We start from the raw sequence: 12,303 nt of genomic DNA, 5'->3' as shown, positions 1-12,303 counted from the left end.
CATTCCGTTTCACAAGTTTTTGACTGGTCTCGAAGATCAGGCTTCAAAGAGCTGGGCTGACGTTCAGAAAATCCGCTGAAACGACTCAACCAGTTCCTGGCCCTTGCCAACCCATATTTCGTCAAACTTGTCTTCCGCTGGCGTTACTGCTGCACGCCACCAAGGTAAGGTGAGTCTTTCCTCTTCCGCGATAGGGAACGCGTTTGACCAAATTATCAGTCCATCGCACTTCGCATATCGTTTCCTTGCTTTGGCCAAAACGCGTTGCCTCACCAGGCCCTGATATTCGGATGGTTCTACCCAGTGATCATCTGGAATCCGCTCGATTGTATCCTCGGGAGTTTGGAGTTCGTCTCCTCGCTTTCGGCCAGGGCGATCGGCTTCAGTGGTTTCGAACCAAAACTCCTTATCGCCCATTAGAATTGCGAAGTCCGGGGTTGGCGGGTTTGGTACGGTCTTAAGAGGTTCAATGAGCCTGACAAGGGTGGTGTCAGTCCAATCGCAACTCGTCTCCGAAAGGCGCAGCTATCGCTAGAACGGTTAGACTTCAGGCCATGAGGTTTTGCCACCCAGCCAAGGCGGCTGAGCGGCGAGCTTTGTATGTTTGGCGATCGACGAGGTGACGTTCAGAATTGAAATGATTGTGCAGTGAGGCGTGGACCGAGACAAATTTCTGTAACGATTTCATTTGTCGAAATCGCAGCATTGCGCGTTCTCTTCGTCGGAATGGAAGGTGGCTATTTTCGGCTCGATTATTCAGCCACCTGCCCATTTCACGGCGATTTCGATTACCCAGGTCACGCATTGCAGCAGGATAGGATTTCAAGCCATCGGTAACGATCGTCTCGGCCTTTCCATGACGTTTCAGCGCCTTCTTCAGGAATGCCAAGGCCGCAGCTTTATCCAGTTTCCTGGTAACATAGCTCTCGAGGATTTCGCCTTCGTGATCGACAGCGCGCCACAGGTAATGCCGCTCGCCATTGATCTTTACGAACACCTCGTCGAGGTGCCAGCGCCACTGCCGGAACCCCTTCATCCGACTGACACGTTGCCGCCGGATGTCGGCAGCGAACAGCGGGCCAAAACGGTTCCACCACAGCCGCACGGTTTCATGACAGATGTCGATCCCTCGCTCGAAGAGCAGGTCCTCCACGTTCCTGAGCGAAAGCGGAAACCGCACATACATCAAAACCACGAGGCGGATCACCTCAGGCGATGAGTTGAAGTAGCGGAATGGGCTGGCTAGTTTACGAGGTCGGGGCATGGCTTACCCTACCCTCAGTCGCTCACGATTCAAGCAGGTGCATTTGGTTTGACAGTGCCATGGGCCCGAACCTGTTCCACCAAAGCCGCACCGTCTCGTGGCACAGGTCGTATCCGTGCTCGAAAAGCAGGTCTTCCACATTCCGCAGACTAAGCGGATAACGAATGTACAACATCACGACCATGCGGATCACTTCGGGAGACGAGTGGAAGTAAGCGAACGGATTCTCCGGCTTGCTCATTCGCTCAAGTTAGCAAGCTCGCCGATCGGTCGCCATCCTTTTGACAAGACCAGCCGGCCGTTAGGTCGCCATCCTTTTGACAACACCCGCCTTTGCGCTTCAACGCGCTCTGCAAGAGTTAAGCTGGCAGTCCCCGCCCGTTCATCACCCCGCACGCCGGGAGAATTCGAGTTCCGGAAAACTTTCTTCCGCCGATTGATCGAGCTTGTCGTAATAGGCATTCGCCCCGCCGAAATAGATCAGCACGCGCGGCGGCTTGTCGTCGCGGTTGGCGCCCATCATCCAGGAATTCACCTTGTCGCCTTCGGCCATCAGCGTCTGGGCGTGAATTTCGGCGGTATGCGCGGTCCATTCCTGCTCGGCCTCCTTGCGCGGCTTGAACACGTCATAGCCGTCGCGTTCCATCTTTTCGATGCAGCGCGTGATCCAGATCACGTTCTGTTCAATCGAAGTCGGCAGGTTAGCAAACGGCGCCTGCGGCCCTGTCACGATGAACAGGTTGGGGAAGTCGGCCACGCATACGCCCATGATGCACTCTGAAGCGGTGCGCCACTTCTCGTTCAGCGTCTGGCCGGTGATGCCGCGGATCGGGAACGCCTCCAGCGCGCCAGTATAGGCCTTGAAGCCTGTCGCCAGAACGATAATGTCGAACTCGTACTCGTTCTTTGTAGTGCGGATACCGCTTTCGGTGATTTCGACCAGCGGCTCGCGATCCTTGATGTCAACCAAGTGGACATTTTCCCTGTTGTAGGCTTCGAGATATCCATGATCTAACGGTGGCCGTTTGGCAAAGAGCGGGTAGTCATCGAAGCTGGGTGCAAGCAGCTCGGCGATCTCGGGATCATTGACCCGTTCTTTCATCTTGGACGTGATGAATTCCGCCGCCAGCCGGTTCGCGTCAGGGTTTACGAGAAGATCGTCGAAGGTCTCGAAAACCCAGCGGAAGCTGCCGGTCCAATTTTCTTCGAAGATGCGCTGCCTCTCTTCGGGCGGGGTATCGACTGCGTTCCTTCCAACAGGACTGTCGAATGCCATGCCGAACACATGGTTGCGACACTTGGCGATGACTGCATCGTAATTGTCTTTGATCTCCTTTTCCCACTCCGGAGTCATCGGCTTCTGCATCGCCGGCAGGATGTAGTTGGGCGTCCGATGGAATACGGTCACACTGCCCGCCGTTTGCGCCAACACCGGCAGCATCTGGACTGTGGTTGCGCCAGCGCCGATGATGCCGATGCGCTTGCCGGCATAGTCCAGCCCTTCTTGCGGCCAGCGTGCCGAGTGGAACAGCGGCCCCTTGAACCGGTCCATGCCTTTCATGTTCGGGATCATCGGTTCAGAGATCATGCCCATGGTGCTGACAAGATATTTGCTCGTGTAGGTCTTGCCATCGGCAGTCTCGACCTTCCAGCAACCACGATCAGCCAGATATTCCGCCTCGACGATTTCCGTGTTGAGCTGGATATTGGGCCACATGTCGCATTCGTCAGCGATGAAATGGAAATAGTTGAGCGTTTCCTCCCAACCTGGATACCTCTTCGACCATGACCACTTATGGAGCAGTTCCTTCGAAAAGGTCAGGCAATAGTAATAGCTCTCACTATCTGTGGCCGCGCCTGGGTAACGGTTCCAGGTCCAGGTGCCACCGATATCCGATGCCTTATCGAAAATGCGGACCGAGATGCCAAGCTCACGAAGGTAATGGATAAGAGCAAGCCCTGCGAAACCGGCGCCGATGCCGATTACATCGAAGTCGAACTTACGTTCTTTGCTCTTCTCCAATTCGGGAGCTTCGCCAATGCTGTCAGTCATTGTGCTCATCACTCGTACTCCTTCATCTCTTCGCGCAAGCTGATACCTGGACTGGCGCTGCTCACTTCTTGCAGGATCGCCTTTCGGTGGGAATCGCGCTGCCACATGGTTGGGTCGACCATTTCAGTGCCCAGAAAGCGGGGGGCAGGTCGTGGCTGTATGTATCCGTTGCTTTCGATGTAGCTCTCGCGAGCCTTGTTGTGCTCGTCGTCCAGAGCTTCCTCCATCGTCAGCACTTCACTGTAGCAGCAGTCGCGATGCTGGAGCCGTTCGGTCCATACAGCTCGTGGTGCAGCAGCAAAAATCTCTGCAAGGCGGGCGCGCATGGCAGGCCATTTTGTCTGGTCGAGCTGCTCGGCAAACAGGGGATCGTCTATCAGTCCGAGAGCGTCAAGCAGACTCGCATAGAACTTCGCTTCGATCGCGCCGATCGCGATAAATGTGCCATCAGCGCAGGTGTAGCAGCTGTAGAAAGGGGCGCCGCCATCAAGAAGGTTGCGGCCGCGGCCTGCGCTCCACATGCCGTTATGCTTGAGCGACCACATGCCCGCCAGCATTGTCGCAACGCCGTCAGCCATGCTGCAATCAATGATCCGCCCGCGGCCAGTTTCACGAGCGGCTAGCAGCGCTGTGACAAAGCCAAAAGCAAGCAGCATGCCACCGCCGCCATAGTCCCCGATCAGGTTGAGCGGAGGCGCGGGGGGCTGGTCTTCCGGCCCGATCGCGGCGAGGCAGCCGCTGAGCGAAATATAATTGAGATCATGCCCGGCCTTGTCGGCCAAGGGGCCTGTTTGGCCCCAGCCGGTCATGCGTGCATAGACCAGGGCGGGGTTCCGCTTCATCAGTACTTCCGGACCAAGGCCCAGGCGTTCCGCAACACCTGGCCTGAATCCTTCAATCAACCCGTCAGCGGTTTCTGCCAGCTTGGCGACAATCTCCACCGATTCGGGCTGCTTGAGATTGAGCGTGATCGAGCGTCGCGAGCGCAAGAGGACATCGCGTCCTTGGTCTTGGGCCAGGGGGTCGCTGCCTCCAGGCCGATCGATCCGAATGACTTCAGCCCCATGGTCAGCAAGCATCATTCCGCAGAACGGCGCTGGGCCGATGCCAGCCAGCTCGATAACGCGCACACCCTCCAGCGGGGGGCGCATCAGGCCGCTGTCGATAGGGTTTGGATGGCTCATCGGTCGCAGTCCTCGGCATTCTGGCAGATGGAAGATCTGTCGCGCCATATCTTCATCGACAGGGGCCGTCCGGTCATGCCGTGCATGGCTGCGCGGTACGATTGGATCTATTGGCCTGCCCTTCGATCAACCGGCCCCAGGCACTATTGCACAGCATCATACAACCGGCCTCCGCATCCAGGTCTGATTTTTCAGCCCATCTCCCATTGCGCCTTATATGCGCTACATTTTTAGTTGTTAGCGTCTAGCAACTGTTAGCGCAAGCACAAATAGTAGAGGAGACAATCACGTTATTTCAATAGGTTAATTGTTTCCGATTTGCGCTTTGGGCGATACGCCAAAGGCGTCAGCTGTCGCGCGGCGATAGGCGTCGAACTGGCGCGAAATATCGATGCTACCGGGCGCCACAAGCCATTGGTAAATCGTACCGAAAATGAAGCTGCAGAACTGTACCGCGTACGACTCGGCGTCAATCGCGGCGTCTATCTCGCCGCTATTGATCCCGTCGCGAACCCAATGCGCTACATCGCGGCGATAGATTTCGTGATAGGCGGCAAGGTGGCTGCGCACGTCATTGTGCGAGCTTATCGATTCAAACCACAGTATGTACATGGCCTGCATATACTCCGAGTGGTTCAGCAGGAAGTCTTCCACCGCGTGAAGGGCGGCCAGACACGCCTGCGCACCGGTACGCCGGCCGACTTTGTTCGCCAGTTCCTGCGTCCAGCCAGCGTTGAAGCGCAAGACGAGTTGCCCGAACAGCGCGTCCTTCGAACCGAACCTGTTGGAGGCGAGACCACGCGAATAACCGGCGCGTTCGCCCACCGCCTTCAGCGTTGTCGCATGTGTGCCCTGCTCAATAATCAACTGCTTGGCTGCTTCGAACATACGGGCATCGGATTCCGCGGTCCGTTCGGCCTGCGTGCGTCGCCGGGTGTTTTGCCGCGAGCGCTTGCGCCTCGGTTCGACCACAGGGACTTCCGCAACTGTGCGAAGCGAAGCCTTGCCTTGTTTTGTCGGCAATGTGCTCATGAAACTTCGTCGACCCTTTCGAAACGCATGTCGCCGCGGGCAACCGAAGCCCTCAAGGCTTGCTTGTCGATCTTGCCCACCCCGGTCAGGGGAAGCTTGTCTGCATGCGCCCAATATTCGGGTATCCAGAAGCGCGCAACCCGGTCACGCAGGGCGCCGCGCAATTGTTTAAAGTCTGGCGTTGCACCATCAGTAGTCGTGACGACTGCCAGAGGGCGCTCTTCCCAGCGCGGGTCAGCCACCCCAATGACAGCGGCGAGTGCGACGCCGGGCAGCCCGACGATGTGGTTCTCAAGTTCGGCTGAGGGGATCCATTCGCCACCCGATTTGATCAGGTCCTTAAGCCGGTCGGTCACCTGGACATACCCGCGCGAATCAATTGTCCCGGCATCGCCAGTATCTAGCCAGCCATCCTCGGTCAGCACATCTGCTCCGACCCCGCGGTGGTAGCCGCGCGCGATCCACGCCCCCTTGAGCTGCAGTCGCCCGACTGTTCTGCCGTCTTCAGCGACGGCAGCCCCATTCTCGTCGACCAGTCGTACCCGCACGCCGGCTACCGGCCGACCACTCTTTGCCTGCAGGCGATGTGCTTGTTCCCCTTTGGCGTCGGCGGCGGGGTGCGATAGCACGCACAGTGGGCTCGTTTCGGTCATCCCCCAGCCCTGGATTAGCGGGATGCCCCATCGATCTTCGACTTTGGCAATGAGGCTCTGCGATACGGCCGAGCCGCCCGCAATGATTACGCGAAAGTTCGACATATCGACAGGATCGGCCGCGTCGGCCTGCAGCAGGTCGTTGAGGATCGTCGGCACTGTGGCGGTGAAGGTGGGGGCAGTCAGGCGCACCATCTGCCGGATCGACTCTGGTTGCAGATGTGGTCCCGGAAGGACGAAATCCGCCCCTGCTAGCCAGCCAGAAAAAGGTAAACCCCAGGCATTTGCGTGGAACATCGGTGGCATCAGCAGGATTCGGTCCCGGTCGCTCAGGGCAAAGGCATTCGCCGCCATCGACGCAAGGCTATGCAGGAAAATCGTGCGCTGCGAATAGACCACCCCTTTCGGATTGCCGGTTGTTCCGGAAGTGTAGCAGACTGCAGCCGCCGCAGTTTCGTCAGGCTCCGGGAAGTGGGTTAGTGGCGCGTGCGCGGCAATGAAGTCTTCATAGGCCGTCCAAGGCTTCTGCAGGGCCGCAAGTCCGTCGGTATTTCCGGTAACGATCACTTGCTCCAGCAGGGGCAGAGCGTTCATTTCGTCGATCAATCCGGCGAGCAGGTCACCATCCGCGATCAGGAACGCGTCTTCTGCGTCTGTCATGATGAATTGCAGTTGTTCGGGGTGCAGGCGCAGGTTCAACGTATGCAGCACGGCGCCTACGGCTGGGACTGCAAGATAGGCTTCGAAATGTGCGAAGTCGTTCCAGCTCAGCGTCGCAACCCTGGTGTTCTTGCTCGCTCCTGAGGCTTGCAAGGCTGCAGCGAGTCGGCGCGCACGCTCGGCGGTATCGGCATAGCTGCGCCAGGTTACCTGTCCGCCATCGAACAGGCCGATCCGGCTGGTTGCATGGATTCGCTCGCCATGCGCGACGATCGAGGCCGTGCCCAGCGGCTCGTGCATCATGGTGGCGTCCATCATTGCATGCCGGCCTTGCGCGCGAACCGCGCAGCCTCATCGAGCAGAGCGGGTACGTCCTGCTCAAGGCCCCGCTCATATGCACCCTCGACCTGGCCCTGCCGGTAAAGGACGAAGGCACCTTCGACGATTGCAGCGAGGCGCCACATGGCAAAGGCCTGAAAATAGGCGAGCTGTGCGATCGAAAGCCCGGTAAGATTAGACCAACGCACAGCCAGCTCCACGCCCGGGACAACGCCGGGCACATTCGACACGCGCTGGACGAAGCCAAAGCCCCGCGGCAAGCTCTCGTCACGGTTCCACATCGCCGTGACCAGCCCGACATCCACTAAAGGATCGGCCAAGGTGGCCATCTCCCAGTCAAGAATCGCTTTGACCCGAGGATCAGCTGTATCCATCAGCACATTGTCGAGATGGTAATCGCAATGCACGATCCGCACTGTTTCCGAGGAGGGTGCGTTGTCCGCCAGCCACGCGCCCAAAGTCTCGATCAACGGCAACTCGCGCACAGCATGCTGGCGCCGGACATCGCGCCAGCGCGCAATCTGGCGTGTCACGAATTCCTGTGCCTTTTCGACTTGGCCAAGCCCGGCAGGAACTGGCGTGATCGCGTGGACGCTTGCAAGCGCTTCGATCAGCGCGAAGCCCAGCGCATCTATTGTTTCGATGCTATCCGGGTATGTAGTGGGCAGGGTATCTGTGATCGCTTCCCCGCTTACAAACCGGCTCAGCAGGAACGGGGCGCCGATCACCCCTGGATCGTCGCAAAAACCCACCGGAGCGGCCACCGGGGCTTTTCCCGTAAGCGCTGAAACGAAACGATATTCGCGCGCAATCCCGGCCGCTGCCCGATCGGACACGGTTTCGGCCGGGGGATGGCGCAAAACGAGCATCCCGTCGCTGCTTTCGACCAGACTGGTAACATTGGCATTGCCGCCGGTCAGTCGGCGGATGATCCGCGCGTTCCGGATCCCGGTTTCCTGCTCGACCCAGTTAGCAAAGCGTTCCACCTGGCCGCTCTCCGCGTGATCAGTCACAGCTTGCACATCAGTCCGCCATCAGTCGCAATGATCGATCCTGTCATATAGCTTGAGCCGGCCACCCAGAAGACGACATCGGCGATTTCCTCGGCACTCCCCTCGCGGCGCAGCGGGATGTCCTCGATAATCCGCGCACGGGCCTTTTCCGGAATTTCCGCTGTCATCTCGGTGGAGACGAAACCGGGGATGACGAGATTGACGCGAATGCCGCGCCGCGCCAGTTCGACCGCCAGCACCTGCGTCATTCCGGCAATCGCCGCCTTGCTCGAGCCATAGGCGACATCCCCGGCAAATCCGCGCATCCCTACCACAGCACCGATATTCACAATGGCGCCCCCGCTTGCAGGAAAATGTGGCAGACAGCCGCGGATCGTGTTGAGTGGACCGTTGACATTCGTGTCGAGCACCGCGCCGAAATCATCGAGCGCAATGCGATCGACCAGACCGCCGCGGTGCAGCCCGGCATTGTTGACGAGGACGTCAATACCGCCCCAAGCTTCTGCAATGGCCTCAAAACACTGCTGGAGCCCTTCGGGATCCGTGACATCGGCCGCAACGCCCATCGCCCTTTCGCCAAGCTCGCTGGCGATCGTGGCGATATTGGTGTTGCGAGCCACGAGGCAGACCCGGTCCCCGGCTGCCAACGCGCGTTCAGCGATGGCCCTGCCGATCCCGCGTGAGGCACCTGTCACTACCCATCGCCGCGGCGATGCCGGGAGATCCTCGTCTGCCATCGGTTCCCCTTAGAAAGTCTGGGTTATTGCAACGCCATAGGTCGTGCGCGGACGCGGTGCGCCATAACTCCAGACACCCTGTACGTCGTAACCGATTGTCCAACCCTTCTCGTTCGAAAGGTTCTTGCCGAACAGGCTCACCGTCGTGTCGTTGAACCGGACGTTCACGGAGGCATCGATCAGGTACTGGCCGTCATTGCGTAGGTTGGGGTTGTTGAGGAAGGTGATTTCGTGCGGTCCGATGTAATGGACGTCACCCGAAATCCATGCCGAAGCATTGTCGCTGATGTCGGTTTCATACGTGGCGCCCAAGCTCCAAGTCCATTTCGGTGCGCGACGGATATTAAGGAAGGTCGCGTCCACCGGGGTGCCTGTGCTGTAGATGTCCCCGAAGAAGTTCTCGTATTGCGCGTCGAGATAACCGAGGTTGCCGTTGAATCGGAAATTCTCGCTGACCCGCGCGGTCAGGTCGAGCTCCATGCCCTTGAACTCGGCCGAGGAAGCGTTGATGGTGCGGTTCTCACGGCCGGTTGATGTGCCCGGCGCTGGGACATCAAGATCCTGCTGCATATCCTTGTATTTCATCAGGAACGCTGCACCGTTAAGCCGCACATTGCCGCCCGCGAATTCGGTCTTGAAGCCGATCTCGTAGTTGTCGAGCGTTTCCGGATCATAAGGGATCGTGGCAGCGCCAATGGTCGAGGGGCGACCGTTGAAGCCGCCGCCGCGATAGCCGCGCGACCACAATGCATAGGCCATGGCGCTATCGGTCAAGTCATAGCTCAGCGACACGCGTGGTGTGAACTTTGACCAGCTTGCTTTCACGGGAGTGGTCATCACGATCGCTCCGGGAAAGGCCGCGTAAGGATTGGCTTCCACCAGCGTATCGTAGAGAAAGGTAGTCCCGTCGTTGACCAGGCTGGTTTTCTTGTCGTGGGTATAGCGGGCACCAAGCGTCAGAGTCAGCCGGTTGGTAAGCTCGTAGTCCGCTTCCCCGTACAGCGCCCAGGATTTGTTGGTCTGAGTGACGTCCTGTGAGCTTGTAAGCAGAGGTGTGCCGGGGATCCCGAGAAACTCGGCAAAGCCGATGTAGTTCTTCAGGTTGATGGTGTAGCGCGAATCCCACAGATAAGCGCCCATCACGAAGGTGAGGGGACCGGTGCCGCCCTTAGCCAGGCGCAGTTCGTTGGTTGTCTGCCGCCAACGCGCCGGACGATCGGTGTGGTAGAGGGTCAGAGGCGCGGAATCGAAGTCCTGCGTGATTTCCTCATCGGTCTTGAGCCAGCCAAGGATGTAATTGATCTGGAGGTCCGATCCGAGGTCATAAGTTACCTTGCCGATCGCCATGTCGAACTTGAAACTGGCATTCTTGCCCAGAGGGCCGTCGCCGACGCTGACATAGCGATCGCCAGAGGTCGGGACGCCTGGGCTGGGTGAGCACTGATTGTATGCAATACAGAAGAGATCGGTATCGCGATTGATAGCGAGAAGCTGCGGCGGATCCTGATCGGTTTCCTGATGGTCGTAGCTAAGCTGAAATGTCATGGCGTCACTCGGCTCGAACAGCAGCGCTGCGCCTACTGCGAAAAAGTCCGAACGCTGCGCTTTCTGGTCATAGAAATCATTGTAGAAATAGCCGTCGCTGCTTTCGTAGGCGGCGCTGACCTTGACCGCTACTTTTTCGGACAGGCCGCCGCTCGCAACGCCCTCAAACTTCATTGTATCGAAGCGTCCATAAGTGGCGCGCGCCTTGCCCGTTAGGTCATAGGTCGGCTTGGATCGCGCGAGGTTGATCACCCCGCCGGTCGCATTGCGCCCAAACAGTGTACCCTGTGGACCGCGCAGCACCTCCACACGGTCGATATCGATTGCCTTGAACAGGCTGCCCGAGCTTTGGCCAATGTAAATATCGTCGAACACCACGCCGACCGCAGGATCAACCGACTTTTCGACGTCCGCCACACCGATGCCGCGAATATAGACCGCAGCAACGCCGCCGGGACCTTGTTGGGTGTCATCGATAACAATGTTGGGCGACGAGTCCGCGAAGTCGCGCACATCCGAATCGAACCGTCGGTTGAGTTCAAAGGCTGACAACGCGCTAATCGAAGCAGGCACATCTTGAATGTCTTCCGACCGCTTGCGCGCGGTGACAACAATCGTGTCGAGCCCACCGGCCCCTTCAGTAGAAGCTCCATCCTGCGCTTGGGCGGCGGGTGCCGCCAGCGGCAGGGCGGCGGTGGTGGCCAATAGCATTACGGCCTTGAAGCGATTGATCATTGGCTTTGCTCTCCCCTCAGAAGGCGTTTTGTCAGCTCGCAGCTTGTTTTTGCTTCGCGAGTCACGCACTGATTTGATCATGCTATATTTGCTTGCTATCGACAAGCAAATTATATCCAATTGCGCCCTGGGGCCAAGTTGCCGGCCCGCCCTGTCGCCGCGGATGAATTTCAAATTGCTGATTTATATATAATAAAGATAGACCGTGGACCTATCTTATATTCTTGCTTGTTCTCATCTAGTAAGTGTGTAGAACATATAGGATAGCAAAAACGACAAATCTGGGAGAGCATGTGATGTCGGGTCGGCTGGCAGGAAAAGTCGCTCTGATTTCAGGCGGAGCAAGTGGGCTCGGCAAGGCTCAGGCCACACTTTTCGCGCGAGAAGGCGCCGCAGTCTTGATCGGTGACGTTCAGGAAGACTTGGGGCGGGAGGTCGCCAAATCGATCGACGAGGAAGAAGGCTGTAGGGTTTCTTTCATCCGCCTCGACGTGACCGATGCCGACAGTTGGAGCGCAGCGGTAGAAGAGACCGTGGCGAAATTCGGCAAGCTGACCACGTTGGTGAACAATGCGGGGATTTTCCACCCGGGCGGCATTATCGATGAGACTCTGGAAGGTTGGGATCGCATGATCGCGATCAACCAGACCGGCGTGTTTCTCGGAATGAAGGCGGCGATCCCCGTGTTGCTCGCCTGCGGCAACGCCTCGATCATCAACATCAGTTCATTGTTCGGACTCATGGGGAGCCCGGGCGCTATTTCCTATCACGCGTCGAAAGCCGCAGTGCGCTTGATGAGCAAGGGCGCAGCGCTCGAGTTCGCCAGGCATGGCATTCGCGTCAACACGATATTCCCGGGCCAGATCAAGACCCCGATCCTCGGTGACATCACGCCCGAACAGGACGCCGCATTTAAGGCGGCAATCCCAATGGGCGATGCCGGCGAGCCTATGGATGTTGCCTATGGCAGTCTCTACCTCGCTTCGGACGAAGCGAAATATGTCTCCGGCGCCGAACTTTGTATCGACGGCGCATGGTATGCTGGACATTGATCTCCATCACCGGGCGATAAGACCAGAAAGGGCAAG

10 protein-coding genes and 1 pseudogene are annotated in these 12,303 nt (G+C 58.2%); 1 reads left to right on the top strand and 10 read right to left on the bottom strand.

The window, feature by feature from the left end; all coding sequences use genetic code 11:
• Positions 1-63 precede the first annotated feature (63 nt).
• From ACX2DJ_RS12880 to ACX2DJ_RS12835, 10 genes and pseudogenes are all read right to left on the bottom strand, one after another.
• Complete coding sequence (locus ACX2DJ_RS12880) at positions 64-417, bottom strand: hypothetical protein (protein ID WP_462573139.1); 354 nt, start codon at positions 415-417, stop codon at positions 64-66.
• Between the two features lie 130 nt (positions 418-547).
• Positions 548-1,264, bottom strand: coding sequence for an IS6 family transposase (locus ACX2DJ_RS12875; protein WP_462573138.1), 717 nt, complete (start codon positions 1,262-1,264; stop codon positions 548-550).
• A gap of 61 nt (positions 1,265-1,325) precedes the next feature.
• Positions 1,326-1,448: pseudogene (locus ACX2DJ_RS12870) on the bottom strand (IS6 family transposase); the annotation flags it as partial.
• A gap of 201 nt (positions 1,449-1,649) precedes the next feature.
• A complete protein-coding gene (locus ACX2DJ_RS12865) occupies positions 1,650-3,326 on the bottom strand; it encodes a flavin-containing monooxygenase (RefSeq protein ID WP_462573137.1) in 1,677 nt (558 codons plus the stop codon).
• On the bottom strand, positions 3,326-4,501 hold the full coding sequence (locus ACX2DJ_RS12860) for a CaiB/BaiF CoA transferase family protein (RefSeq protein ID WP_462573136.1): 1,176 nt from the start codon (positions 4,499-4,501) through the stop codon (positions 3,326-3,328). Before ACX2DJ_RS12860 ends, ACX2DJ_RS12865 begins: the two co-directional genes overlap by 1 nt.
• Positions 4,502-4,804: 303 nt before the next feature.
• Positions 4,805-5,389, bottom strand: coding sequence for a TetR/AcrR family transcriptional regulator (locus ACX2DJ_RS12855; protein WP_462573135.1), 585 nt, complete (start codon positions 5,387-5,389; stop codon positions 4,805-4,807).
• Positions 5,390-5,529: 140 nt separating this feature from the next.
• Positions 5,530-7,164: a long-chain-fatty-acid--CoA ligase gene (locus ACX2DJ_RS12850; RefSeq protein WP_462573134.1), complete on the bottom strand. Its 1,635-nt coding sequence runs from the start codon at positions 7,162-7,164 to the stop codon at positions 5,530-5,532.
• Complete coding sequence (locus ACX2DJ_RS12845) at positions 7,161-8,198, bottom strand: phosphotransferase family protein (RefSeq protein ID WP_462573133.1); 1,038 nt, start codon at positions 8,196-8,198, stop codon at positions 7,161-7,163. The genes ACX2DJ_RS12850 and ACX2DJ_RS12845 overlap by 4 nt, the downstream gene beginning before the upstream one ends.
• Positions 8,195-8,935 carry an SDR family NAD(P)-dependent oxidoreductase gene (locus tag ACX2DJ_RS12840; RefSeq protein WP_462573132.1) on the bottom strand — a complete coding sequence of 247 codons (741 nt, stop codon included), beginning with the start codon at positions 8,933-8,935 and terminating at the stop codon, positions 8,195-8,197. Before ACX2DJ_RS12840 ends, ACX2DJ_RS12845 begins: the two co-directional genes overlap by 4 nt.
• A gap of 9 nt (positions 8,936-8,944) precedes the next feature.
• Positions 8,945-11,296: a TonB-dependent receptor gene (locus tag ACX2DJ_RS12835; protein ID WP_462573131.1), complete on the bottom strand. Its 2,352-nt coding sequence runs from the start codon at positions 11,294-11,296 to the stop codon at positions 8,945-8,947.
• Between the two features lie 215 nt (positions 11,297-11,511).
• Here ACX2DJ_RS12835 and ACX2DJ_RS12830 point away from each other — a divergent pair, with 215 nt between their 5' ends.
• Complete coding sequence (locus tag ACX2DJ_RS12830; RefSeq protein ID WP_462573130.1) at positions 11,512-12,267, top strand: glucose 1-dehydrogenase; 756 nt, start codon at positions 11,512-11,514, stop codon at positions 12,265-12,267.
• Positions 12,268-12,303: the final 36 nt, after the last annotated feature.

This window comes from Altererythrobacter chaiwopuensis, assembly GCF_054957755.1.
The sequence above is the reverse complement of the archived record's forward strand: the minus strand, read 5'-3'. Positions and strand labels throughout refer to the sequence as shown.

Coding starts and splice junctions, on each gene's coding strand:
- ACX2DJ_RS12880 (WP_462573139.1), bottom strand. CDS start 417: ATGGGCGATAAGGAGTTTTGGTTCGAAACCACTGAAGCCGATCGCCCT.
- ACX2DJ_RS12875 (WP_462573138.1), bottom strand. CDS start 1,264: ATGCCCCGACCTCGTAAACTAGCCAGCCCATTCCGCTACTTCAACTCA.
- ACX2DJ_RS12865 (WP_462573137.1), bottom strand. CDS start 3,326: ATGAGCACAATGACTGACAGCATTGGCGAAGCTCCCGAATTGGAGAAG.
- ACX2DJ_RS12860 (WP_462573136.1), bottom strand. CDS start 4,501: ATGAGCCATCCAAACCCTATCGACAGCGGCCTGATGCGCCCCCCGCTG.
- ACX2DJ_RS12855 (WP_462573135.1), bottom strand. CDS start 5,389: ATGTTCGAAGCAGCCAAGCAGTTGATTATTGAGCAGGGCACACATGCG.
- ACX2DJ_RS12850 (WP_462573134.1), bottom strand. CDS start 7,164: ATGATGGACGCCACCATGATGCACGAGCCGCTGGGCACGGCCTCGATC.
- ACX2DJ_RS12840 (WP_462573132.1), bottom strand. CDS start 8,935: ATGGCAGACGAGGATCTCCCGGCATCGCCGCGGCGATGGGTAGTGACA.
- ACX2DJ_RS12835 (WP_462573131.1), bottom strand. CDS start 11,296: ATGATCAAATCAGTGCGTGACTCGCGAAGCAAAAACAAGCTGCGAGCT.
- ACX2DJ_RS12830 (WP_462573130.1), top strand. CDS start 11,512: ATGTCGGGTCGGCTGGCAGGAAAAGTCGCTCTGATTTCAGGCGGAGCA.